General features: G+C 48.7%; 28 protein-coding genes and 1 pseudogene. 23 read left to right on the forward strand and 6 right to left on the reverse strand.

Translation table 11 applies throughout. The annotated features are described in order from the left end of the window. The 14 genes from DW915_RS14325 (at position 1) to DW915_RS14390 (ending at position 13,251) form a co-directional block, all read left to right on the forward strand. Positions 1 to 873, forward strand: a complete 873-nt coding sequence (locus DW915_RS14325) for a mechanosensitive ion channel family protein (RefSeq protein ID WP_118742350.1) — start codon at positions 1 to 3, stop codon at positions 871 to 873. A gap of 166 nt (positions 874 to 1,039) precedes the next feature. After that, positions 1,040 to 1,507, forward strand: coding sequence for a ribosome maturation factor RimP (rimP, locus tag DW915_RS14330; protein WP_118742351.1), 468 nt, complete (start codon positions 1,040 to 1,042; stop codon positions 1,505 to 1,507). 31 nt (positions 1,508 to 1,538) lie between these two features. After that, complete coding sequence (gene nusA / locus DW915_RS14335) at positions 1,539 to 2,723, forward strand: transcription termination factor NusA (protein WP_118742352.1); 1,185 nt, start codon at positions 1,539 to 1,541, stop codon at positions 2,721 to 2,723. Positions 2,724 to 2,753: 30 nt separating this feature from the next. Then, complete coding sequence (gene rnpM / locus DW915_RS14340) at positions 2,754 to 3,032, forward strand: RNase P modulator RnpM (RefSeq protein WP_118742353.1); 279 nt, start codon at positions 2,754 to 2,756, stop codon at positions 3,030 to 3,032. Further along, on the forward strand, positions 3,016 to 3,327 hold the full coding sequence (locus tag DW915_RS14345; protein ID WP_055221524.1) for a L7Ae/L30e/S12e/Gadd45 family ribosomal protein: 312 nt from the start codon (positions 3,016 to 3,018) through the stop codon (positions 3,325 to 3,327). The genes rnpM and DW915_RS14345 overlap by 17 nt, the downstream gene beginning before the upstream one ends. Before the next feature lie 29 nt (positions 3,328 to 3,356). Continuing rightward, positions 3,357 to 6,032 carry a translation initiation factor IF-2 gene (gene infB, locus DW915_RS14350; RefSeq protein ID WP_082424733.1) on the forward strand — a complete coding sequence of 892 codons (2,676 nt, stop codon included), beginning with the start codon at positions 3,357 to 3,359 and terminating at the stop codon, positions 6,030 to 6,032. A gap of 15 nt (positions 6,033 to 6,047) precedes the next feature. Continuing rightward, positions 6,048 to 6,434, forward strand: a complete 387-nt coding sequence (gene rbfA / locus DW915_RS14355; RefSeq protein WP_022462931.1) for a 30S ribosome-binding factor RbfA — start codon at positions 6,048 to 6,050, stop codon at positions 6,432 to 6,434. Then, on the forward strand, positions 6,421 to 7,404 hold the full coding sequence (locus DW915_RS14360; protein WP_118742354.1) for a DHH family phosphoesterase: 984 nt from the start codon (positions 6,421 to 6,423) through the stop codon (positions 7,402 to 7,404). Before rbfA ends, DW915_RS14360 begins: the two co-directional genes overlap by 14 nt. A 72-nt stretch (positions 7,405 to 7,476) precedes the next feature. Beyond that, on the forward strand, positions 7,477 to 8,403 hold the full coding sequence (gene truB / locus DW915_RS14365) for a tRNA pseudouridine(55) synthase TruB (RefSeq protein WP_055265448.1): 927 nt from the start codon (positions 7,477 to 7,479) through the stop codon (positions 8,401 to 8,403). Continuing rightward, positions 8,400 to 9,335 carry a bifunctional riboflavin kinase/FAD synthetase gene (locus DW915_RS14370; RefSeq protein WP_055228611.1) on the forward strand — a complete coding sequence of 312 codons (936 nt, stop codon included), beginning with the start codon at positions 8,400 to 8,402 and terminating at the stop codon, positions 9,333 to 9,335. Before truB ends, DW915_RS14370 begins: the two co-directional genes overlap by 4 nt. 286 nt (positions 9,336 to 9,621) lie before the next feature. Beyond that, on the forward strand, positions 9,622 to 9,888 hold the full coding sequence (gene rpsO / locus DW915_RS14375; RefSeq protein WP_022462935.1) for a 30S ribosomal protein S15: 267 nt from the start codon (positions 9,622 to 9,624) through the stop codon (positions 9,886 to 9,888). 209 nt (positions 9,889 to 10,097) lie between these two features. After that, positions 10,098 to 12,194 (forward strand): polyribonucleotide nucleotidyltransferase, encoded by a 2,097-nt coding sequence (locus tag DW915_RS14380; RefSeq protein WP_022462936.1) that lies wholly within the window; start codon positions 10,098 to 10,100, stop codon positions 12,192 to 12,194. 100 nt (positions 12,195 to 12,294) lie between these two features. Then, complete coding sequence (gene nrdG, locus DW915_RS14385; RefSeq protein WP_055228610.1) at positions 12,295 to 12,789, forward strand: anaerobic ribonucleoside-triphosphate reductase activating protein; 495 nt, start codon at positions 12,295 to 12,297, stop codon at positions 12,787 to 12,789. Between the two features lie 27 nt (positions 12,790 to 12,816). Beyond that, entirely contained in the window at positions 12,817 to 13,251 is a 435-nt protein-coding gene (locus DW915_RS14390; RefSeq protein ID WP_118659555.1) for a dUTP diphosphatase, read from the forward strand. A 73-nt stretch (positions 13,252 to 13,324) separates the two neighbouring features. Here DW915_RS14390 and DW915_RS14395 read toward each other — a convergent pair whose 3' ends face one another. Next, positions 13,325 to 14,287 carry an NYN domain-containing protein gene (locus DW915_RS14395; protein WP_118742355.1) on the reverse strand — a complete coding sequence of 321 codons (963 nt, stop codon included), beginning with the start codon at positions 14,285 to 14,287 and terminating at the stop codon, positions 13,325 to 13,327. Between the two features lie 215 nt (positions 14,288 to 14,502). Here DW915_RS14395 and DW915_RS14400 point away from each other — a divergent pair, with 215 nt between their 5' ends. Then, positions 14,503 to 14,712, forward strand: coding sequence for a helix-turn-helix transcriptional regulator (locus DW915_RS14400; protein ID WP_055228608.1), 210 nt, complete (start codon positions 14,503 to 14,505; stop codon positions 14,710 to 14,712). After that, positions 14,709 to 15,500 (forward strand): DUF3169 family protein, encoded by a 792-nt coding sequence (locus tag DW915_RS14405; RefSeq protein WP_118594940.1) that lies wholly within the window; start codon positions 14,709 to 14,711, stop codon positions 15,498 to 15,500. The genes DW915_RS14400 and DW915_RS14405 overlap by 4 nt, the downstream gene beginning before the upstream one ends. 80 nt (positions 15,501 to 15,580) lie before the next feature. Here DW915_RS14405 and DW915_RS14410 read toward each other — a convergent pair whose 3' ends face one another. From DW915_RS14410 to ureA, 5 genes and pseudogenes are all read right to left on the reverse strand, one after another. Further along, a complete protein-coding gene (locus tag DW915_RS14410; protein ID WP_118742356.1) occupies positions 15,581 to 16,951 on the reverse strand; it encodes an MATE family efflux transporter in 1,371 nt (456 codons plus the stop codon). A 764-nt stretch (positions 16,952 to 17,715) separates the two neighbouring features. Next, positions 17,716 to 18,258 carry an AmiS/UreI family transporter gene (locus DW915_RS14425; protein WP_179962771.1) on the reverse strand — a complete coding sequence of 181 codons (543 nt, stop codon included), beginning with the start codon at positions 18,256 to 18,258 and terminating at the stop codon, positions 17,716 to 17,718. Between the two features lie 24 nt (positions 18,259 to 18,282). After that, positions 18,283 to 18,708 carry a hypothetical protein gene (locus tag DW915_RS14430; protein WP_330422699.1) on the reverse strand — a complete coding sequence of 142 codons (426 nt, stop codon included), beginning with the start codon at positions 18,706 to 18,708 and terminating at the stop codon, positions 18,283 to 18,285. A gap of 231 nt (positions 18,709 to 18,939) precedes the next feature. Beyond that, entirely contained in the window at positions 18,940 to 19,329 is a 390-nt protein-coding gene (ureB, locus tag DW915_RS14440) for an urease subunit beta (protein ID WP_330422700.1), read from the reverse strand. A gap of 14 nt (positions 19,330 to 19,343) precedes the next feature. Beyond that, positions 19,344 to 19,645, reverse strand: a pseudogene (gene ureA / locus DW915_RS14445) (urease subunit gamma). 314 nt (positions 19,646 to 19,959) lie between these two features. Here ureA and DW915_RS14455 point away from each other — a divergent pair. From DW915_RS14455 to DW915_RS14485, 7 genes are all read left to right on the forward strand, one after another. Further along, positions 19,960 to 20,334 (forward strand): GntR family transcriptional regulator, encoded by a 375-nt coding sequence (locus DW915_RS14455; RefSeq protein WP_022462948.1) that lies wholly within the window; start codon positions 19,960 to 19,962, stop codon positions 20,332 to 20,334. 38 nt (positions 20,335 to 20,372) lie between these two features. Then, on the forward strand, positions 20,373 to 21,224 hold the full coding sequence (locus DW915_RS14460) for an ABC transporter ATP-binding protein (RefSeq protein ID WP_022462949.1): 852 nt from the start codon (positions 20,373 to 20,375) through the stop codon (positions 21,222 to 21,224). Next, a complete protein-coding gene (locus DW915_RS14465; protein ID WP_022462950.1) occupies positions 21,221 to 21,883 on the forward strand; it encodes an ABC-2 transporter permease in 663 nt (220 codons plus the stop codon). Before DW915_RS14460 ends, DW915_RS14465 begins: the two co-directional genes overlap by 4 nt. Before the next feature lie 154 nt (positions 21,884 to 22,037). Then, positions 22,038 to 22,490, forward strand: a complete 453-nt coding sequence (locus DW915_RS14470) for a GtrA family protein (RefSeq protein ID WP_022462951.1) — start codon at positions 22,038 to 22,040, stop codon at positions 22,488 to 22,490. 76 nt (positions 22,491 to 22,566) lie between these two features. Further along, entirely contained in the window at positions 22,567 to 22,866 is a 300-nt protein-coding gene (locus tag DW915_RS14475) for a DUF1294 domain-containing protein (protein ID WP_022462952.1), read from the forward strand. A 32-nt stretch (positions 22,867 to 22,898) separates the two neighbouring features. Then, on the forward strand, positions 22,899 to 24,185 hold the full coding sequence (locus tag DW915_RS14480) for a DNA polymerase Y family protein (protein WP_118742359.1): 1,287 nt from the start codon (positions 22,899 to 22,901) through the stop codon (positions 24,183 to 24,185). A gap of 64 nt (positions 24,186 to 24,249) precedes the next feature. After that, positions 24,250 to 24,633: an AAA family ATPase gene (locus DW915_RS14485; protein ID WP_118742360.1), complete on the forward strand. Its 384-nt coding sequence runs from the start codon at positions 24,250 to 24,252 to the stop codon at positions 24,631 to 24,633. Positions 24,634 to 24,708 lie beyond the last annotated feature (75 nt).

The following is a 24,708-nucleotide window of genomic DNA, read 5'->3' on the forward strand; positions in this document are numbered from 1 at the left end:
ATGGTGAATCTGACAGCGGCAGAACGCGTCTATGAATACTGGATCGACAAAGCCTCCTCGACTGCCGATCTGGTGCTGAAGATCGTGTTTGCGGTAATCCTTTTTCTGGTTGCACGCAAACTGATCCTGTGGCTCTGCGGGCTGATTCGAAAAAATATGCGGCGTTTTAACACGGAGGAGGCTGTGGTCAGTTTTACCGTTTCCATGGTGAAATACAGTCTGAACACGCTGCTGGTGCTGACAATCATCGTTCAGCTCGGCATTGTGTCCGAAGCGTCGATCGCGGCGGCCATCGCCTCCGCCGGCGTTGCCGTATCCCTGGCACTGCAGGGCGGCCTCTCAAACTTTGCAGGCGGCGTGATGATTCTGCTGCTGAAACCATTTAAGGTCGGTGACTACATCATTTTTCCGGGCGAAGGTCAGGAGGGAACGGTTAAGAAGATTGAGATGTATTACACGACAATCAACAGCATCGACAACCGTACCATCATGATCCCGAACGCCAATCTTACGAATCACACCATCATCAACGTGACGGCAATGGACCGCAGAAAGCTGGAAATCAAAGTCGGCATTTCTTATGAGTCCGATATCAGAAAAGCGAAGGACATCCTGCGCCGCCTCGTTGAGGAGGAGCCGCATTTTCAGTCGGAGGAGCAGCAGTTTTTCGTAGATGAGCTGGGCGAGAGCGCGATCACGGTCGGTCTGCGCGCCTGGGTCGCAACGGAAAATTACTGGCCGGTCAAATGGAAAATGAATGAGCGCATCAAAGAAGAGTTTGACGCGGCGGGAATTTCCATCCCGTATAACCAGCTCGATGTCCACATCTGCCCGGAACCGGCGAACAAAAAAGCCGGAAAAGGCGATAAATAAAGGATATTTTGAAAATTAACCCTTGCAATTGCACGGAAAAGGTGCTATAGTAAAGCTGTTAATAAGTGACTGTTAAGGAGTGGACGATTTCGTCCACTCTTTCTTGTGTACAGGGAAATGAAAGAATTTTTCGAAAGTTTCCCTGAATCAAAAAGGTGGTGAGGATTTGAGCAGAAGAGAAGAATACGAACAGAAGGCAGAAGAACTGATCACTCCGATTGTAGAAGCCAATGGTTTTGAACTGGTGGATGTGGAGTATGTCAAAGAGGGCGGTACCTGGTACCTGCGTGCTTACATCGACAAAGAAGGCGGAATTACCGTAGATGACTGCGAAATCGTCAGCCGTGCATTTTCTGACCGGCTGGACGCAGAGGACTTTATCGATGACGCCTATATCATGGAGGTCAGCTCCCCGGGTCTTGGACGTCCGTTGAAAAAAGAGAAGGACTACAAGAGAAGCATGGGAAAAGAACTGGAAATCCGGACATACCGTGCGATCGAGAGAAACCGGGAATTTTACGGAATACTCACCGCATATGATGATAACAGTGTGACCATTGAGGAGGAGGACGGAACAGAGCGCGTCTTCCAGAAAAGCGATATTGCATTGATCCGTTTAGCATTTGATTTCTAAACAGACGCAGATACAGGAGGAAAAGAGAAAAATGAATACAGAATTAATGGAGGCCCTTGAAGTTCTTGAGAAAGAGAAGAATATCAGCAAAGATACCCTGCTTGAGGCAATTGAGCAGTCGCTGATCCAGGCCTGTAAAAACCATTTTGGCAAAGCAGATAATGTAAAGGTAAGCATCAACGCCCAGACTGGTGATTTCAAAGTCGTAGCAGAGAAAACCGTTGTTGATCTGGTACAGGATCCGATCATGGAGATCGCCCTTTCCGATGCAAAACGTGCAGACTCCCGCTATGAACTCGGCGATATTGTTCCGGTAGAAATCAAATCCAAAGAGTTCGGCCGTATTGCAACCCAGAATGCCAAAAACGTCATTCTTCAGAAGATCCGTGAGGAAGAGCGTAAAGTTTTGTTTGATCAGTACTTCGAGAAAGAGCACGATGTGGTTACCGGTGTGGTACAGCGCTATGTAGGACGCAACGTCAGCATCAACCTCGGTAAGGTAGACGCTCTGCTGACCGAGAACGAGCAGGTCAAAGGCGAGAAATTTGAGCCGACCCAGCGTGTGAAAGTATACGTTCTGGAAGTAAAGAATACAACCAAGGGACCGAAGGTTATGGTATCCCGTACCCATCCGGAACTCGTAAAACGTCTCTTTGAGTCTGAGGTTTCCGAGGTTGCGGAAGGCATCGTAGAGATCAAGAGCATTGCCCGTGAGGCGGGAAGCCGTACAAAAATGGCAGTATGGTCCAACGATCCGAATGTCGATGCAGTCGGCGCATGCGTTGGTATGAACGGAAGCCGTGTCAACGCGGTTGTCAACGAGCTGAACGGCGAGAAGATCGACATCATCACATGGGATGAGAACCCGGCACTCCTGATCGAGAACGCACTTAGCCCGGCAAAAGTTATCTCCGTTATGGCAGACCCGGATGAGAAGACCGCAAAAGTGATCGTTCCGGATTACCAGCTTTCCCTTGCCATCGGTAAAGAGGGACAGAACGCAAGACTTGCCGCACGTCTGACCGGGTTCAAGATCGACATCAAGAGCGAGACCCAGGCACGCGAGGCAGGAGACTTCGACTACGTAGAAGAAGAGGAATACGAGGAAGAGGGCAATTACGATGAGTCCGCAGCAGAGGAGGAAGCCATCTCTGCAGAAGAAGACTTCAACGAGAATGATGTAGAAACAGCAGAGAAAGCCGGAGACGAAGAGTAATTAAAATAAAAACAAAGGCGGGATGAGCATTTGAGTACAGTTCGTAAAGTGCCGCTGCGTAAATGCATTGGCTGCAATGAAATGAAAAACAAAAAAGAAATGATCCGCGTGGTGAAAACCACCGAAGGAACGATTATTCCAGACACAACCGGAAGAATGAACGGACGCGGTGCTTATGTCTGCTCTCTGGAATGTCTGGGGAAAGCAATGAAAAACAAAGGACTTTCCCGTTCTCTGAAGGCAGAAATTCCATCAGAGGTTTATGAGCAGTTAAAGGAGGCATTTGCGAAGATTGAACAGTCAAAGTAAAGGATTATCCATGCTGGGCCTTGCCATGAAGGCGGGTAAGGTATCGAGCGGCGAATTTGCGACCGAGCAGGCCGTAAAGAGCGGCAGCGCATACCTTGTCATTCTGGCGGAAACGGCGTCGGCCAATACACAGAAGAAATTTCGCAATATGTGTGCATACTATAAAGTGCCATGCATTCTTTTTGGGGACAAAGAGCAGCTTGGAAGAGCCATCGGAAGAGAATACCGTTCTTCCCTTGCCGTATGTGAAGCGCATTTTGCAGAAAAAATAGCAGCATTGTTGGCAGAAGCGTAAGGCGTAAGGCCGGAAAGGTCGGTGGATGGATGCAGGAAACACGAAAACCGCAGAAAGAGGAGAAAAGATCATTGGAAAAGAAAGATACAGAAAACATGGAAATGAAGAAACCGGAAGAGCAGGCAAAACCGAAGAAAAAGAAAATTATTTCCGTTGTGCGTCCGCAGAACGCAACAAGTAAAGAAGCAAAAGAGTTCACGAAGAACCAGGGACAGAAAAAAGACCGTCCGTCCCGCGGAAACGGCCGTCCGGAAGGAAACCGCAATGGAAACGGAAGAAGCGAGGACCGTCCGAACCGTGGAAACGGAAACGGCGGAAATGGAGATCGTCCGAACCGCAATGGAGACCGTCCGCAGGGAGAGCGCCGTTTCAACAATAACGGAGACCGCCCGAACCGCAATGGAGACCGTCCGCAGGGAGAGCGCCGTTTCAACAATAACGGAGACCGCCCGAACCGCAGCGGAGACCGTCCGCAGGGAGAACGCCGCTTCGGCGGAAACAATGGAGACCGCCCGAACCGCAGCGGAGACCGTCCGGGAGGAGACCGCAATAACGGCGGAAGAAGCGGAAACGGTGAGAGAAGCGGAAGACCATTCGGTGAGCGTTCCGCACGTCCAAACGGAGGCAGACCGGGAAATAATGGCGGAAGACCGTTCGCAGGAAAGGATGATGATTCCCAGAATCAGAACCGCCGTCCGGGAGGAGACCGCCGCAGAACCGAGCATAAGAGCTCTGCAGGCGATACAATGAGCCTTGGCATCAAGAAGCCAGGCCGTGATACAGGAAGAAAAGAAAAAGACAAAAACAAAGATTCTTTAAGAGAGAATAAATTCAGTGAAGACAGAGGAAGAGGCGGAAACCGTCCGAACCAGGGACATCATCAGCAGTCCAGACTCCCGAAAGCGCTCCAGAAACCGGTCAACAAACCGAAACAGGAAGCTCCGAAAGATGAGGTAAAGGAGATTACCCTGCCGGAGAAAATGACCATCCGCGAGCTGGCTGAGAAGATGAAAATGCAGCCGGCAGTCATCGTAAAGAAACTGTTCATGGAAGGAACGATGGTTACCGTAAACCATGAGATCGATTTCGAAAAAGCACAGGAAATCGCGCTTGATTATAACATCATCGCTGAGCCGGAAGAGAAAGTCGATGTGATCGAAGAGCTCTTAAAAGAGGACGAAGAGGATGAAAAAGACATGGTTCCGCGTCCGCCGGTAGTCTGCGTTATGGGACACGTTGACCACGGTAAAACATCTCTTCTGGACTGCATCCGGAACACCCATGTCACCGACCGCGAGGCTGGCGGTATTACCCAGCACATCGGTGCATACACCGTTTCGATCAACAAACAGAAGATTACGTTCCTCGATACCCCGGGACATGAGGCATTCACCGCTATGCGTATGCGTGGAGCCAATGCAACGGATATCGCCATTCTCGTTGTCGCAGCAGACGACGGTGTGATGCCGCAGACCGTTGAGGCAATCAACCATGCAAAAGCAGCCGGCGTTGAGATCATCGTTGCGATCAATAAGATCGATAAACCAGGCGCAAACGTAGAGCGTGTAAAACAGGAGCTCTCCGAGTACGAACTGATTCCGGAGGACTGGGGCGGAAGCACCGTATTCGTTCCGGTATCTGCAAAGAACAACGAAGGTATCGACGATCTGCTTGAGATGATCCTTCTGACTTCCGAAGTGCTCGAGCTGAAAGCAAACCCGAACCGGAAAGCAAGAGGTCTTGTCATCGAGGCTGAGCTGGATAAAGGAAAAGGACCGGTTGCTACCATTCTGGTACAGAAAGGTACCCTGCATGTCGGCGATTACATCGCAGCAGGCGCATGCTCCGGTAAAGTCCGTGCGATGATGGATGATAAGGGACGCCGCGTCAAAGAGGCAGGCCCGTCTACTCCGGTTGAGATTCTCGGACTTTCCGATGTTCCGAACGCAGGAGAGATCCTCGTTCAGACCGATAACGATAAAGAAGCAAAGAACTTCGCAGCAACCTTCGTGGCAGAGAACAAGAAGAACCTGCTTGAGGAGACAAAAGCGAAGATGTCCCTGGATGATCTGTTCAACCAGATTCAGGAGGGTAACTTAAAAGAACTGGCACTCGTTGTCAAAGCCGATGTACAGGGATCTGTCGAGGCAGTAAAACAGAGTCTTGTCAAACTCTCCAACGAGGAAGTTGCCGTACGCGTCATCCACGGCGGTGTCGGTGCGATCAACGAGTCCGACGTTATGCTGGCAACCGCATCTTCCGCCATCATTATCGGATTTAACGTACGCCCGGATGCGAACGCAAAATCCATGGCAGAGCAGAACGGCGTAGACATCCGTCTGTACCGTGTCATCTACCAGGCAATTGAGGATGTTGAGGCAGCCATGAAGGGTATGCTTGAGCCGGTTTACGAAGAGAAAGTTATCGGCCATGCCGAGGTACGTCAGCTCTTCAAGGCATCCGGTGTCGGAACGATCGCCGGAAGCTATGTACTGGACGGAACGTTCCAGAGAGGCTGCAAAGTTCGAATCAGCCGCGAAGGAAACCAGATCTTCGAAGGAAATCTGGCATCCCTCAAACGTTTCAAAGACGATGTCAAAGAAGTGCGCTCCGGCTATGAGTGCGGTCTTGTATTTGAAGGATTCAACGATCTTCAGGAGTTCGATCAGGTCGAGGCTTATATCATGGTAGAAGTGCCGAGATAGAAATGAGGAATTAAGTTGAGAAAAAACAGTATTAAAAACACCAGGATCAACGGGGAAGTACAGAAAGAGCTTTCCAACATCATCCGGAACGAGATCAAGGATCCGCGCATCGGAATGATGACCTCTGTCACAGCGGCAGAGGTAGCGCCGGATCTGAAGACGTGTAAAGTATATATCAGTGTGTTTGGCGATGATGAGGCGAAGAAAGAAACCATCCGCGGCTTAAAGAGCGCGGAGGGCTTCATCCGCCGTATGCTGGCCAAGACCATTAACCTCCGCAATACACCGGAGCTGACCTTTGTCCTGGATGAGTCGATTGAATATGGCGTTACGATGTCGAAACTGATTGATGAAGTAACACACAAAGAAGACAAAAAGGATGAGGAAAATGAAGAAAATTGATGAAATTCTAAACGGAGTCTCCTGCATGGCCATCGCCGGACACGTTCGTCCGGACGGTGACTGCATCGGTTCCTGCCTGGGATTATACCAGTATCTTCGCGACAATCGGCCGGAGATTCAGGCAGATGTCTATCTTGAGGATCCACGGCCGGAATTTTCCTATCTTCCGGGTTTTTCTGAGGTAAAGACAAGCTGTGAAGAGAAAGCGTACGACCTTGTGGTCCTTCTGGATGTATCCAGCGAGGAGCGCATCGGCGTTGCCGTACCGCTTCTTGCAAAAGCGGGAAAGACGATCTGCATCGATCACCATGTGACGAATACAGAATATTGCGAAATCAATCACGTAGAGCCGGATGCAAGCTCTGCCTGCGAGGTGCTGTTCGGACTTCTGGAGGAAGAAAAGATCTCCGAGCCGTGCGCCGAGGCGCTGTACACCGGTATTGTGACCGATTCCGGCGTATTCCAGTACAGCAGCACCTCTCCGCATACGATGCGGGTTGCGGCCGCTCTGATGGAAAAGGGAGTTCCGTTTACCAGAATCATCGAGGATGCATTCTTCAAGAAAACATACGTACAGAACCAGATTATGGGACGCACGCTGACAGAGAGCATCATGCTTCTCGACAAGCAGTGTATTGTCGGTATCGTGCGGAAGAAGGTCATGGACTTCTATGGCCTGACAACGGGAGATATGGACGGCATTGTCAGCCAGTTAAAAAATACAGAAGGCGTTCACGTAGCGATCTTCCTGTATGAGCTGGAGCCGCAGGTCTTCAAAGTAAGCCTCCGCTCCGACGAGCTGGTTGATGTGAGCAAAATCGCAGCCGTATTCGGCGGCGGCGGCCATATCCGTGCGGCTGGCTGCACGATGTCAGGTTCTCCGTATGATGTAATCAACAATCTGACTCTGTATATCGAAAAACAGCTTCTTGCAGAAGAGGAAGAAGAGACGACAGAGGAAGAAGCATAAACAGGAAACAGCCGGGCGCAGAAAATATATCCACGCCCGGTTTTCTTGTGAAAAAGAGGGAGACAAAACAACATGATAAACGGAGTTCTGAACGTATGGAAAGAGGCGGGATTTACGTCGCATGACGTGGTTGCGAAGCTGCGCGGCATCCTGCACCAGAAAAAAATCGGCCACACCGGAACCCTAGACCCGGATGCGACGGGCGTGCTTCCAGTCTGCCTTGGAAAGGGAACGCGTCTCTGCGATATGCTGACCGATGAAACGAAGACGTATGAAGCGCTGCTTCACCTTGGAATCGCAACGGATACGCAGGACATGAGCGGAACCGTGACAGCAGAAGCGCCGGTGACCGTGACGGAAGAAGAGGTGCGGGACTGCATCGCCTCGTTTGTCGGGGAGCAGCAGCAGGTGCCGCCGATGTATTCCGCGCTGAAGGTTAATGGAAAGAAACTCTACGAGCTGGCGCGGGAAGGCATCGAGATCGAGCGGAAGGCCCGCACGGTGCACTTTTACGAGATCAGCATTCTGGAAGTGAAGCTTCCGCTGGTGCGCATGGAGGTAACGTGTTCGAAGGGAACGTATATCCGCACCCTGTGCCACGATATCGGCGAAAAACTGGGCTGCCACGGATGTATGGAGCAGCTGATCCGCACGAGAGTCGGCCAGTTTGACAGAAACGGAGCGCACACGCTTGACGAGATCGCAGCGATTGTCGGTGAGGGCCGCCTTTCGGAGATCCTCGTGCCGGTCGATGAAATGTTTGCCGCGCTGCGCAGCTTTGCAACAGCGGACGATCATGCGAAAAAGCTTGCGGAAAACGGAAATCCGCTGAAACCGGCGCAGATCCGCGAAATCGGGGAAACTGCTTCCGGCGGGGACTTCGCAGAAGACGAGGAGTTCCGCCTTTATCTCGATGACGGAACGTTTGTCGGTATTTATCAATACAGACCATCACAAAACTTAACCAGACCGGTCAAGTTATTTCTGGAGAGAACATGAGATATCTAACAAAAACACTGGATTTTGACAGCAGAGGGGACAGCGTTGTAACCCTGGGAAAATTTGACGGCCTCCACCGGGGGCATATGCTTCTGATCCGCCGTGTCCTTGCAATCGGCAGAACGGAAAGACTGGAAACGGTTGTGTTTACATTTGACGTGCCGCCGCAGTCGAAAGTGCAGCATGTCAAGCCGCATCAGCTGCTGACGAATGAGGAGAGAAGAGCCCGCCTCGAACAGCTTGGCATGGACTGCCTTGTGGAATGCCCGTTTGTGGATGAAGTGATGCACATGACGCCGGAAGCCTTTATCAAAGAGATTCTGGTGGATAAGCTGCACGCGAAAAAAGTTGTTGTGGGAAAGGATTTCGGTTTTGGCTACAAGAGAAGCGGCACAGCCGAAATGCTGAAAGAAATGGGCCCGTCCCTTGGTTTTGAAACCGAGATCATCGAAAAAGCAGAGGAAAACGGCCGCGAAATCAGCAGCACCTGGGCACGGGAAGAGCTGGAACAGGGCAATATGGAAGCCGTGAGCGGTCTGCTCGGCTACGATTACGCGGTTCACGGCGAGATTGTCCACGGTCATGCACTCGGCAGAACGATCGGCGTGCCGACCATCAATCAGATCCCGCCGGCAGAAAAGCTGCTTCCGCCGTTTGGCGTCTACGTTTCCGAGGTGAAAATCGAAGGAAAAATTTATTACGGTATCACAAACATCGGTGTTAAGCCGACGGTACAGGAAAAATTTACCGGCGTGGAGACGAATCTTTTTGACTGCAGCGAGGATCTCTATGGAAAACAGGCGGAGGTTTCTCTGTTAAAATTCCTGCGCCCGGAGCAGAAATTTGCTTCGATCGACGCGCTGAAAAACCAGCTCGATCATGATGTTGCGGCAGGGAAAAAATATGTAGAAAAAAAGTTCGCTCAGCAGTGAAACACTCGCTGTTTCGCTGCGTAAGAAAGTGATTCAGGTGTGAGCAGCTCTCCTTTTGCGAAGCAAAACTTAAAATGAGAGCTGCGAAAGTTACAGTTCGGAGAACTGTAACTACGTGAAAATTCATCGCGAAAACATCTGATTTTAGTATTTACAATTCGAAAAGCGTATGCTATACTAATCGAGTATGCGGGACAAAAAAGATCCCCGGACCCTGATTCAGAGGCAGGACACTCCGACCACTTCTTAGTCAGCGGTGCAATCAAAATAACAGGAGGAATTTAAAATGATTTCGAAAGAAAAAAAACAGGCAATCATCAAAGAGTATGCAAGAACTGAGGGAGATACAGGATCACCGGAAGTACAGGTAGCTGTTCTTACCGCAAGAATCGAGGAGCTCACTGAGCATCTGAAAGTTCACCACAAAGATCATCACTCCAGAAGAGGTCTTCTGAAAATGGTTGGTCAGAGACGTGGTCTGCTTGACTACTTAAAGAAAACTGATATTGAAAGATACCGTGCTTTAATCGAGAAGTTAGGAATCAGAAAATAATCAGCTTGGAACAACGGGCGGGATACATTTTCCGCCCGTTTCTTTGCTTGTAAGATCAAAGACGCAAACGACATGGAGCCATTCTGAGGTGCAGGAATTTTATCCGAGACCACTGAAAAACACATTGAAAAGCTGCATCCTGTCCGTATTCCGGTGTGCTTTTCAGTTGTTTCGGAAATTCTGCTCAGAAGAAAAAAAGGAGATTATTTATGTACAAGAGTTTTTCTATGGAACTGGCAGGCAGAACCCTGACCGTAGACGTAGGCCGTGTAGCAAAACAGGCAAACGGCGCAGCATTTATGCATTATGGTGATACTGTAGTTCTTTCTACAGCAACCGCATCTGAGAAACCGCGTGACGGCATCGACTTCTTCCCATTAAGCGTTGAGTACGAAGAGAAGATGTACGCCGTTGGAAAAATCCCGGGCGGATTCAACAAAAGAGAAGGAAAAGCAAGCGAGCACGCAATTCTGACCAGCCGTGTCATTGACCGTCCGATGCGTCCGCTGTTCCCAAAAGATTACCGCAACGATGTTACATTAAACAACATGGTAATGTCCGTAGATCCGGAGTGTGATCCGGAAGTAGTCGCAATGCTGGGTTCCGCAATCGCAACCTGCATTTCCGACATCCCGTTTGACGGTCCGTGTGCCATGACTCAGATCGGTATGATCGACGGCGAGTTCATCGTAAACCCGACTCTCGCACAGAAAGCCGTATCCGACCTGAAACTGACCGTAGCTTCCACCAGAGAGAAAGTCATCATGATCGAAGCCGGAGCAAAAGAGATTCCGGAAGCAAAAATGATCGACGCCATCTACAAAGCACACGAAGTAAACCAGGAAATCATCAAATTCATCGACAGCATCGTAGCAGAGGTTGGAAAACCGAAACACGCTTATGAGAGCTGCGCTATTCCGGAAGAGCTGTTTGCAGCGATCAAAGAGATCGTTCCTCCGGCAGAGATGGAAGAGGCTGTTTTCAGCGATGATAAACAGACAAGAGAAGAAAACATCCGCGTCATCACCGAGAAACTCGAGGAGGCATTTGCCGACAACGAAGAGTGGCTGGCAGTATTAGGCGAGGCTGTTTACCAGTATCAGAAAAAGACCGTTCGTAAGATGATCTTAAAAGACCACAAACGTCCGGACGGCCGTGCGATCACAGAAATCCGTCCTCTGGCAGCAGAGGTTGACATTATCCCGCGTGTTCATGGTTCCGCTATGTTCACCCGTGGACAGACTCAGATCTGCAACGTAACAACACTGGCTCCGCTTTCCGAAGCACAGAAACTGGACGGACTGGATGAGTTCGAGACCTCCAAACGTTACATGCATCAGTACAACTTCCCATCCTACTCTGTAGGTGAGACAAAACCGTCCCGCGGACCGGGACGCCGTGAGATCGGCCATGGTGCTCTGGCAGAACGTGCCCTGGTTCCGGTACTTCCGACCGAGGAAGAGTTCCCGTACGCAATCCGTACCGTATCCGAGACCTTCGAGTCTAACGGTTCTACTTCCCAGGCAAGTATCTGTGCATCCACCATGTCTCTGATGGCTGCCGGTGTACCGATCAAAAAACCGGTTGCAGGTATCTCCTGCGGTCTGGTAACAGGCGAGACCGATGATGATTACCTCGTACTGACCGATATCCAGGGTCTCGAAGACTTCTTCGGCGACATGGACTTTAAGGTAGCTGGTACCCACGACGGAATCACTGCAATCCAGATGGATATCAAGATCCATGGACTGACCCGTCAGATCGTAGAAGAGGCGATTGCCAGAACGAAACAGGCAAGAGAGTACATCCTGACCGAGGTTATGGAGAAAGCGATCGCAGAGCCGCGTAAGACGGTCGGCGAGTTCGCTCCGAAGATCATCCAGATGATGATCGACCCGCAGAAGATCGGTGAAGTTGTCGGTCAGAGAGGAAAGACCATCAACGCCATCATCGATGAGACCGGCGTAAAGATCGATATCACAGATGACGGTGCTGTTTCCATCTGCGGAACCGAGCAGGCTATGATGGATCAGGCAAAGAAATATATCGAGATCATCGCAAGCGACTTTACCGAGGGACAGATCCTGACCGGAAAAGTTGTCAGCATCAAAGACTTCGGTGCTTTCCTTGAGTTCGCACCTGGAAAAGAAGGTCTGGTACACATCTCCAAGCTCGCCAAACAGCGTGTTGAGAAAGTAGAAGACGTTGTCAGCCTTGGCGATGTTGTAAAAGTAGTCTGCATGGGCAAAGATAAAATGGGCCGTGTAAGCTTCAGTATCAAGGATGTTCCGGCAGACGCGAAATAAATAGATCTGCCAGACGATAAAGAGCGGGGAACACAGAAAAAGGGATCTGCAAAACGGTTCGTTTTTCTGTGTTTTCTTATGTCCAATAGGAGTGAAAGCTATGAGATACCATAATATAACGAAAGACGATATGTTGAACGGAGACGGCCTGCGCGTCGTGCTCTGGGTCGCCGGATGCGGTCATCACTGCAAGGGATGTCAGAATCCGATTACCTGGGATCCAAATGGCGGCATCCCGTTTGATGACGCGGCAAAGGCAGAAATTTTTGAACAGCTGGACAAGGACTACATTTCCGGCATCACCTTCTCCGGCGGAGATCCGCTGTATGAGGCAAACCGGGCGGATGTGACGGCTCTGGCAAAAGAGATCAAGGAAAGATATCCGAAAAAAGATATCTGGGTTTACACCGGATATGAGTGGGAATCCGTCTGTGATCTGGAACTGATGGATTACACGGACGTGGTTGTGGACGGTCGCTTTATTCTTGCCCAGAGGGACGTTACCTTGGAATGGAAGGGCAGCCCGAATCAGAGAGTCATTGATGTGAAAAAGACGAGAGCACGCGGCGAAGTCGTACTGTTCGGCGAAAAGTAGTCACGCAAAAAGAAAAGGAGACGCTTTATGGAAACCATTAAAATTCAGTATTTAAACGATGAAATTGAGCGCCTGCGCTATATCGACGGAAAGTCCGACTGGATCGACCTGCGCGCGGCAGAAGAAGTAGAGTTAAAGGCCGGAGAATTCAAGCTGATCCACCTCGGCGTTGCCATGCAGCTGCCGGAGGGCTACGAGGCGCATATCGTGCCGAGAAGCAGCACCTTCAAGAATTTCGGTATTATCCAGACGAACCACTGCGGTATCATCGACGAGAGCTACTGCGGACCGAACGACTGGTTCTACATGCCGGCGTATGCCCTGCGCGACACCGTGATTCATGTGAATGACCGCATCTGCCAGTTCCGCATCGAGAAACACCAGCCGACCATCGGCTTTGAAGAAGTTGACCACTTAAACGGCGAGGACCGCGGCGGAATCGGAAGTACAGGAAAACAGTAAATCCGACATACGCGATAATAAAAAAACCCCGGAAACATCAGAAGTAAAATGGTGTTTCCGGGGTCTTTTTGTATTATTTCATTTGAACTGTATTATTTGTGATTTTGAATTTTTTAAAACTGTTGATAAAACTTGAGATCCTGCTGTACCCATACTGCTTCACATCGAAGCCCGGGAAGCGGTTCCGCAGAGCGTCGTGAATGATGCTCAGGTTGTCGATATGGCCGCCGTTGGAGCAGATCAGGTCGATGATGCATTTCTCAATCTGCTGGCGCGATACGGTGTTCTGGCGCTCTTTCACGAGGTAATTGTGACCCGTCTTCAGCACCTCGATATCATTCATACTCTCCAAAAACGTAGAAAGCTTCGAATAGCCGTAATTTCGAACATCAAACTCCGAAAATTTCTTCTGTAAAATACTGCCGATCTCACTGAGCGTCGTATTCTTTCCGTGGTCATTATTTTCCGTCAGTACACGGGAAACCGTCCGCTCGATTTCTGCCTTGCTTGTAATGGAAGGGGTTTCGTCCTGAGAAGTGCCGTAGCGCGCCGGATTTTCCGAGACAGCGGTAATCGCAGGAGAGATATCATCCTCATTCTGGGAGATCACCTCAAGAATTTTAAAGGCATCACACGCCACACGGAACGACGATGGAGTCTTCTGCTCACCCATACCGAGCACGAACATTCCAGATTCGCGCAGCCGCTGTGCCAGCTTCGTAAAGTCGGAATCCGAGGAGACCAGGCAGAAGCCCTCCACATTTCCGGAATAGAGAATGTCCATCGCATCGATGATCATCGCGGAGTCAGTCGAGTTCTTTCCGTTCGTATTGCTGTACTGCTGGATCGGGTTGATCGAGTAGCGTAAGAGCTGCTCCTTCCAGCTTTTCTTCGAGATATCGGTCCAGTCCCCGTAGATTCTCTTGTAAGTAGCGACGCCCTGGTCCGAAACCTCGTCCAGGATATATTTGATGTATTTCGGGGAAACATTGTCCGCATCGATCAATACGGCAAACCGGCTGTCTTTCTGTTCCATAGATTCTGTCCTTTCTGCGGCTTGAATAGTTACGAAAATAGATACCTCTAGTTTAGTACATTTCAGCCCACAAATCAACCGGGAGTTTGAAATGACAAAAAAACTTGTCAAAAGTATTGACAAATAAAGTTGTCAATGGTAGAGTAGTAGATGACAAGAAAAGTTGTCAAAAAGAGAGCTCATCTAAAAAACGTGACAAGAAAGGAGATGCTGCGATGCCGCTGTACAATCAGTTAAAAGAGTACCGTTCGAAGCTCGGCATCAACCAGACCGACCTTGGAAAAATGGCGGGAGTATCGAGACAGACCATCAGCCTGATCGAGCGGGGAGACTATTCACCGTCGGTGACACTGGCATTAAAACTTGCAAAAATCTGTGAAGTAAAAGTAGAAGATATTTTTCAATATGAGGAGGATGAACCATGAAAGAAAAACAGGGGAACAAACCAAATTCCTACGGAAAGTTGATGAAACGGATGCTGATTTATCTGGGAATCGGCGGAGTCTGCGGTTTTTTTGTCGGAATTTTTATGACGTTCGGAGTGAAAAATGGCATGAGTGATCTGAGCGATCTGGTCCGTCCGCTGGCACTGCCGATCATTGCGGTAATTTTCGTTGTAAGCATTGTCCTGATGGAATTTTACAGCCGGAAATTAAAGGATACGATGAAGCATCTCGAAGAAGCAGAGGATGAACAGTACGAAGTCTTAAGCTATGAAGAAGAGAAATACGGCGCGATGCTGATGAACTGCAATGTGATTTCGCAGGTCTGCGATATCATCGTGCTGACATTTACCTTTTCCCGTTCCTGGCTGGAAGAAGCATCGGGAAAAGAGCTCGCCGGATTCCTGGCAACCTGTGCTCTGTTTTGTATCAACTTCTTTCTCTATGGCTATTATCAGATGCGTTATGTAAAAATGGTTCAGGCAGCTCACCCGGAGAAGAGAGGCGATATGAACTCAAAAAACTTCCAGAAAGACTGGATGGCAAGTTGCGATGAGGCAGAAAAAGAGATGGTATATCAGAGTGCCTATAAGGCCTATATGGCGCTGGGCAAGATGATTCAGATCCTGCTGTGTGCGACGATGATCCTGCATCTGGTGTTCCATACCGGTATTCTCGCAGTCATTGTCGTGGGCGTCATTTATCTGACGATGACACTCACATATCATCGTTCCTGTGTAAGTCTGCAGAAAGCAAAACTGAATCTGTAATCCTGTAAATACAAAAAACTGCGTGGAATGCATTTCAGAATCGTGCATTCCGCGCAGTTTTGCGTTTGGTATGAAAAATGTCAGCTGATCGGAGCCGTCGGTGTCTTTGAATCATACTTTTTGTCGATATCCTTCATGACAAACAGATACGAAACACCGGTAAAGACAGCTGCCGTCACCCAGGCTGCCGGGTCACAGAAGCAGGCGAGCGGATAGCTGATGACTTTCATGGCAATCACAGCTACAATAAGGCGCGCAAAGAGTTCAGAAACACCGCCCATCATAGGCAGAAAGCCGTAGCCGCAACCCTGCATTGCATTTCGGAAAATAAAGATGGTGCAGAGCGGTACATAAAAAAGAGCACACATATAGGAATAAGTCTTTGCCCATGGCATCATGGCGGCCATATCGACATCACCCGAGAAGAAGAGGGAAAGACATGGCTTCAGAAGAAGGAAGACGAGAACAGCGGCTGCGATCGAATATGTGATGGAAGTCAGAAGTGCAGCGCGAACTCCCTTTTTAATCCGTGGAATATCGCCCTTTCCGAAATTTTGCCCGCTGTAGGTTGCCATCGTCTGTCCCATTGCGGAAAAGCCCTGTGTGACCAGATTCTGCAGCTTACAGGCCGCCGTAAAAGCGGCAACCGCCTCCGAGCCGAACAGGTTAATGGCAGCCTGCATAATCATTGTACCGGATGCGGTGATGGCAAACTGGAGTGCCATCGGAATGCCCATCGAGAGTTGATGGCGGGAATCTGCCGCATGAAGTTTCCAGTGGTGTTTTTCCGGCCACATATCCGGCATGGAGCGATAAATATAAAAAAGACAGAGCACAGCAGAAATTCCCTGGGAGAAAACGGTTGCATATCCGGCTCCCGCAACGCCCATTTTAAAATGAATGATGAGAAGCAGATCCAGAAGAACATTTAATACAGCCGAAAAAATCAGGAACATCAGCGGAGTCTGGCTGTTTCCTACTGCACGCAGATAGGAGGAAAGCAGATTGTAAAAAATCGTAGCGATCAGGCCACCGCAGATAATCATAATATAGGTATAAGCGTCCTGAAAAATATTTTCCGGTGTGTTCATGAGATGCAGCAACGGCCGCATGGAGATCATGCTGAAGAATGTCAGGACAACCGTGAAAAGGAGAGCCAGTAGAATGCCGTTTGCCACACTTCGCTTTACTCCGCTCGTATCCTTTGCACCGAACCGTTGCGATGTCAGAACCGTAAAGCCTGCTGTGATGCCCTGCGCAAATCCAAGCACCAGGAACATAATCGTTCCCGTAGAACCAACTGCAGCCAGTGCATCCGCTCCGACATATCGGCCAACGATAATCGTGTCTGCCATGTTGTAGAGCTGCTGGAAAATATTTCCGATAATCAGCGGCAGCGTAAACCGCAGAATGACCGGCAGCGGACTGCCCTTTGTCATATCTCTTTCCATGAAAAAACCTCCTCGAAATGATGGTAAAATAAGTTTTGTCTTCGCTTAAAACGAAAGTTATTTTATCACATTCTGAAGAGGTTGTCATACCCTTATTTTGACATTTTTTCTGCGAAATTTGACGAAGGGAAAAGTGAACGACTTGAATAGACAGTTATAAAAATTTTTCATATGCAGACTTTATTTTTTCCGCCATTTGCTGCAGCCTTTGCGCGCGTAGACCGAAAATACGAACTGCAAGATCACCGCAGGAAAGTATAGTTGCGCCGCCGTCAATTTCCGGATCGGAGGCAAGAAATTTCCGGATTTCATCCAGAAGGGTATTTGCGTGCTCCGATCGTGAGAGAAAGAGATTTACGTCTCGAGTCCCTGCGAGTGTGAATACGCACCGATTGGAAATAAAGCATCGTTGATCTGAAGAAGATAAAAATTAAGTTCGGACATAAAAAGTCTCCTGAAAATCATAAGATACGGAATGAGCCTGCCCGCGAAAAGAGGTCGGCCCATTCTTCCGAAGGTACGGACAAAAACCGCATCAGTGATGATGGTCGTGGATGGATGCGGAAATTCGCTGGTCAAAATCGAGCTTTTTCACCTCTTTTACTGCCGTGACGCCGTGAATCTTCTACAGCATAATAAGCATGGGCTCGTTGTAGATTGTAATAAACGTATCGTCTTCGCCCCAGATTTTCCGGAAAGATCAAAGTCCGGAAGTTTCCCCAAAATTTGTTCGCAAAGCATGAAAACACATCCTCCTTATCGAATTACCAGAGCTGAAGCAACATCATGACACCCGGAATCCACGCAGTGACGATGCCCTCAAAAACCTGAAGGCATGGCACAAATTTTCCGAGTTTCTTTCCGCAGATATCCTCTACGAAGGAAGTACCCCAAAGAATTGCCCAAAGATACCAGATTCCGGCCCAACGCAGATCCGGTGTAATACCAAGTGCGGCACTTCCGGTAAAGCCCTCGATGGTTCCGAAAATCACAGCATTGACGGCGACAAATGTGGAAAACCAGGCAAACGGAATCGGGCTTGCATTCAGAAACTTATTGACCGCAACAAAAAGGTACGTAAAGCAGAACAGCAGTCCCGTTCCGGCTGCATAGTAATTTCCCTGCACCAGATTTACAAAGTTGATGAAAAGGGAAAGCCCGCCGGTAAAAATATTCATTACAGCGGCCGAGCGTCCGTCCACATGATACAGGGCGCACATGCCGTTATTGATCAGTACAATTCCTACAAATAAAAGACACGCTCCAAGTATAATAAAATTCTCCTCGTATGGTTTTATATGATACAGAGCCGTTTAGAACAGACTGTAAAGCTAGGTCAGCGGCAGTTTTTCGGCCGGGCGGGAAGTGATTTCCTCTCCATCGACCGTCACTTTATATGTCTCCGGATCTACAGTAAGCTTCAGTGTGCGGTCGTTCCATACCATATCTTTCTTGCTGATATTGCGGCAGCCGTGTACCGGGACAACTGTTTTTTCCAGTCCGTAAGCATCTTTAACGCCTGCGTCAAAGGCAGCCTTAGAAACAAAGGTCAGGCAGGCTTCCTGTTTTGCTTTTCCATGAGCGGCAAACATTGGCTGGTAGCAGACCGGCTGTGTTGTCGGGATGGAAGCATTGGCATCTCCCATTTTGGAAGCAACAATCATGCCGCCTTTGATGATCATATCCGGTTTGGAACCGAAGAAAGCGGGATTCCAGAGCACGAGATCTGTCGTATGATCCTGACCGCTATCTGGCACATACTCTCAGATTTAAAGTCATATACACCAGAAGGTTTTCTTGAATCTCGTCCTGTGAAGGAAGAAAAGATTCTTTCTACTTCACAAGCACTTAATCTTTTAAGGCAACGTGGTTATGTCATTAAAGACGAACCATTAACCGTTTCCTGATTAGTGTTGCGTTTATATTTAGTTTTTAAGCTAGCTTTTTAGGTGGTTTATTTGTCATGTCCTTTATTTCTTGGTTGCCCGCTACTTATTTGTTTCAAACTTTTTGCTGTCCCTCCTTACAGAAATCCTTTTAATTTCGCATTTTCCAGTGATGCGGCTTTCGTATCGTCGGCCGCCTGTGCGCAGGTCATTGAGACCGAAGACACGCTTTCTGCCGCCCATCTCGGTGAGCTGAACCTCTTTTTCCTCGCCCGGCTCAAAACGGACCGAAGTTCCAGAAGGGATGTCGAGGTGATAGCCGTATGCTTTTTCCCGGTCAAAGGAGAGGCACCGGTTGACCTCAAAGAAATGAAAATGGGAGCCGACCTGAACGGGACGGTCGCCTTTGTTTGCTACCATGATAGTGACTGCCTTTTTGCCTTCATTTAATGTGATCTCGCGATCGGAAGCCATGATTTCACCGATTTTCATATAATGGTTCTTCCTTACTGAATCGGGTTATGTACAGTTACCAGTTTGGTTCCGTCCGGGAACGTCGCCTCGACTTGAACCTCACCGATCATATCGGCAACGCCGTCCATAACATCGTCTTGGGTCAGAATTTTGGTGCGAGCTGCATCAGCTTAACAACAGTTTTTCCGTCCCTGGCCAGCTCGAGAAGTTCTGAACTGATGTAGGCGAGTGCTTCCGGGTAATTCAGTTTCAGACCGCGCGCTCTCCGCTCTTTGGCAAGATTGCCGGCCATATGAAGCATTAATTTTTCCTGTTCCTTGGGATTAAGTCTCATGGTTTTCCTCCTTTTTGCACACAAAAAAGAGCAGACAATAAGGAGATCTTTTTTTTCAGACTCCTTTGTCTGCTCTTTCGTGTTGTTTTTATACCACGCATTATAACGGGTGATTTTCCATTGATCAAGAACTTTTTGCTATTTTTTTGATTGCTTTTATCATGCAGAACAGAGGAAAAACCATATAAAACAAAGAGAAGAAGGGAAAATGCAGAAGAAAAGAAAGAAAATCTCTGAAAACAAACAGTATATAACAGTTGACAACAGTGCTTAACTGTTATATACTGTTTATCGTAAAGGAGAGAAAAAACGATATGCATATTATTTTGAATCATTCCTCCATGGTGCCGATTTACGAGCAGCTCATGGAGCAGATCAAATCAGACATTATAAACTCTTCCTTAAAAGAAGGAGAGGCGCTCCCATCCGTCCGTTCTCTAGCAGGAGAGCTCCGGATCAGCGCTCTGACCGTCAAGAAAGCGTATGACAAGCTGGAGGGGGAAGGGTTTGTTACAACAATTCACGGAAAAGGAACGTATGTAACGGCCTCCGACAAACAGCTCGCGCTGGAAGCGAGGCAGAAAGAAGCGGAGGCGGACTTTGAAAAAGTCATCGACCGCGCCCTTGCGATGGGCATGAGCCGGGAGGATATTCTGGAAACCGTAACCCTTCTTCTGGATGAAAAATGAGGAAGATTTGATTAGTGACAGGAAAGGAAGAGACAGACATGATAAAAATGCAGAATGTCAGAAAAACGTATCCGGGGTTCGATTTTGAACTTTCGCTGGAAATCCCGGAGGGAAGAATCACCGGACTCATCGGAAAAAACGGAGCAGGAAAGAGCACGGCGATCCGCCTGATGCTCGGCCTTGTAAAAGCGGAGAGCGGAACGATCGAACTCTTTGGAAAACCGATCACAGAGATCACAATGCAGGACCGGCAGAAAATCGGTGTATCGCTGGCAGAGTCGGGCTTCAACGGACAGTTTACGATCGCGGAGGTGAAAAAGATCCTGGCGAAAATGTATCCGGAATTCGATGAAACCTGGTTTATGAGAGAATGCCGGGAACTGCGGCTGCCGGAAGGAAAACAGCTCAAGGAGTTTTCAAATGGAATGAAGGCGAAACTCCGCGTACTGACCGCGCTGTCACACAAAGCACAGCTTCTGATTCTCGACGAGCCGACCGCAGGCCTTGACGTAGAGGCGCGGAACGAGATTCTCGATTTGCTGCGTGATTATGCGGCGGAAGATGAGAACCGGACGATTCTCATTACTTCCCACATTGCCTCTGATCTCGAGCATCTCTGCGATGATATTTATTTGATTCACGGCGGAAAACAGCTCCTGCACGAGGAGACCGATGTGATTCTCGAGCAGTACGGCTTGATTAAGGCAGACGAAGCGCAGTATGCGGCGCTCGACAAGGAATATCTGCTCGGTTCCCGGAAAGAGCCGTATGGCTATGCATGCCTGACAAACGACAGAAAATATTACGAAGAAAACGTTCCCGGTCTCGTGGTGGAGCGGGCCGGAATTGATGAAGTCATTCTGATGATGACAGGAGGAAAAAGAAAATGAGTGGATTATTAGAGAAAGATATCTGTCTGCTGCTGAGAGGCCATCGAAACATGTTGATTCTGTTCTTCATGATCTGTGTGTTCCTCGGACTGGGACAGCCCGGCACCTTTATTCTGGGCTACCTTCCATCTCTGATGCTCGTTGTACTGATCGGAACGTTTTCCTGCGATGAATCCGACAACGGATTCCCGTTTCTGTTCACACTCCCGATTGACCGGAAAACGTATATTCAGGAGAAATACGTATTCTGTGTAGGCGGAACCGTAGTATCCTTTGCGATTGCCTGGGTGTTATACATGGCATCTCAGGTGCTGCACGGTGTTTCGAATCTGTCCGGTCTTCTGCTGGAAAATGCGGGAACGATCCCGGTCTTTCTGGCTGTATTTTTCATTGCCCTTTCGGTGATGATCCCGGTGCAGATCAAATTTGGAGCAGAAAGTGCACGGGTTCTGATGGCGGGAATCTGCTTTTTCTTTGCAGGTGTGGTTCTGTTTGTGCAGAAAATTGCAGGAGAAGCGACGCTGGATCAGATCGCGGAGCTGCTTGGCACCATCACGGGAAACGTTCCTGGACAGGCGGGAATTTTTGCGGTAAGCATCGCAGTTGTGCTGATTTCGTATGGGATCAGTGTAAGATTTATGGAGAAACGGGAGATTTAGAGAAATTCAAAGACGCCGGATTTCATGTTTGTATGTGAAATCCGGCGTTTTTGACGTGAGGAAAAACAATACGGAAACTTGAAAAAACTGCCGTGATATGGTATTCTCATAGAGTCGTTGACTCGAAAATAATAGAAGAAACAAGAGGAAAAACATGAAGAAATTATTTGCACAGATTGTGAAATTCGGTATCGTCGGTTTTATCAGCTTCGGCATCGACTACGTGACCGGTCTTATTGTCCTGAATCTTGTGATGGCGCTGACTTCCAGCTCTTACTTTGAAGCGGCATCCCTCATCGGTTCCGTTGCCGGATTTACCGTATCGGTCATTGCAAATTACATTTTAAGCTTCAAATTTGTCTTTGAGCGGAAAGAAGACATGAACAAAAAAGTCGAGTTCATCACCTTCGTCGTCCTTTCCCTGATCGGCATGCTGCTCAACAGTTTCCTGATCTGGATCGTCGTAGGCCCGATCTACGGCGGTAATGTTGCACTGCAGCAGAACATAGGCCATAACCTGATCTACACAATCGCGAAAGTATTCTCGACGGCGATTGTTATGGTATACAATTTTGTGACCAGAAAAATATTTCTGGAGAAAAAGTAATTTTGAAAAGAGTTTGAAAAAGGCAGCGGAGAAAAACGCTGCCTTTTTTGAAAAAAGAAAGGCTGGTGCGTAAAAAATGGAACATTCGATCTTACAGACAGTATTGTGGAGTTACCTGATTTGTATTAATATCATTACCATAGCAGTCTATGGAATCGACAAACGAAGTGCGGTGCGGGGAAAATGGAGAATCCGCGTTTCCACCTTGCTTGGACTTGCGGCAGCCGGCGGCTCGGTGGGAGCCTTGCTGGGCATGCACCTGTTTCATCACAAGACAAGAAAAAAGAAATTCACGATTGGAGTCCCGCTGATGCTGGCGGCGCAGATCCTTCTTTTTTTCTTTCTGGCAAAAGCAGGTCTGCTGTTTTTTGCATAGAGAGCAGCAGAATTTGAAAGAGGGTTAAAAAAATGAGAGAAGAACAAACGAAGACGACAACAGAACACCTGATTTTTCACGTAGATGTCAACAGCGCCTTTTTATCCTGGGAGTCGGTGCGGCGGATCAAAGAGGGACTGCCGGATCTGCGGGACATTCCTGCCTGTATCGGCGGCGATCCGACGAAGCGGACAGGAATCGTTGTGGCAAAGTCGATCCCGGCGAAAAAATGTGGTGTCCAGACCGGTGAACCTGTGGCAATGGCACTGCGGAAATGTCCGAACATGGTCATTGTCCCGAGTGATTTCGACCTCTACGTCAGGTGTTCCCGTGCCTTCAAGAAAATCTGCGCCTCCTACACCCCGGTCATGGAATCCTTTTCGATCGATGAGGTATTCCTCGATATGACGGGAACTTCCCTTCTGTATCCGGACCCGATTGCGGCGGCGCACGAAATCAAGGACCGGATTTACGAGGAGCTTGGATTTACCGTCAATATTGGAATCTCCACAAATAAACTCCTGGCCAAAATGGCATCTGATTTCGAAAAACCAAACAAAGTACACACTCTGTTCCCAGAAGAAATCCCCGAAAAAATGTGGCCGCTTCCGGTACGCGAGCTGTTGTTCCTCGGAAAAGCATCCGAAAAGAAACTGATCGAGGCCGGAATCCGCACAATCGGAGAACTGGCGCATGCGCGCGAAGCGGATATCCAGACGCTGATCGGCAGGAAAAACGGCCATCAGCTCTACCAGTACGCCCGCGGCATTGATGATTCCCCTGTAAAAGCGCAGCCCGACGAGGCCAAAGGCTTCAGCGCCGAGACGACCTTCAACGAGGACATCATCTCCATCGAACAGGTGAATCCGATCCTTCTCGCCCAGTGCGACATCGTAGCCGCCCGCATGCGTCGGAAAAAGAAAAAATGCACCTCCGTTTCCGTAACGTTTCGCACTCTCGAGTTTCGAAACCGTTCACACCAGACCAAACTCCCCAATGCGACAGATGTGACAGATGAAATCTACCGCTGCGCCAAACAGCTCTTCCGCGAATCCTGGAAAGGCGAGCCCCTCCGCCTGATCGGCGTCGCCGTGACCGGTCTTACCGAAGACGATTTCGAACAGCTCTCCCTTTTCGAAGATCCCGAAAAGAAGGAGAAAAGCCGTAAACTCGATGCCGCCCTCGACGCGATCCGCCAGAAATACGGCAACGACAAAGTCACCCGCGCGAGCATCCTGAACGGCACACAGGGGATTGCGAGAAAAGCGAAGGCACAGATGAAAAATGATGACAATATTCAGAAAAATATAAAACATTAATTGATATATTTCCGAAAATAATATAGAATAATCAGAAAGAAGAATGCCGGAAAGGAGGATACAGATGAAAAGCTGTAAAGAAATGGCAAAACAGTGGGGCGTTACAGAGCGTACCGTAACAACTTTCTGTAAAACAGGTAAAATTCCAGGTGTCGTAAAAGAAGGAAAGAGCTGGTGGATTCCAGATGGAGCAGAAAAACCTGCAGACGGCAGAGTACTGTCAGGAAAGTATGTAAAAAAAGAGGAAAAAGAAGCAAGAAAGCCACTCCCGATCGGAATATCGGATTACGTACGGGCACAGTCGGAATATTATTATGTGGACAAGACAGGAATGATCAAAGAATTTCTGGATCGAAAACCACTGGTATCACTGTTTACGCGGCCGAGACGATTTGGAAAGACGTTGAAAACTGCGCGTCGCATTCTCGTTACTTTAGTGATGAGTTAGACGCGCAATTTTTTTAATATAAAACAGAACAAATGTTTGATATATTATTATGGATATGGTAAAATACTTTTATGG

The sequence above is a fragment of the Blautia sp. AM42-2 genome, assembly GCF_003480245.1.
In the GTDB taxonomy this organism is placed as follows: domain Bacteria; phylum Bacillota; class Clostridia; order Lachnospirales; family Lachnospiraceae; genus Fusicatenibacter; species Fusicatenibacter saccharivorans.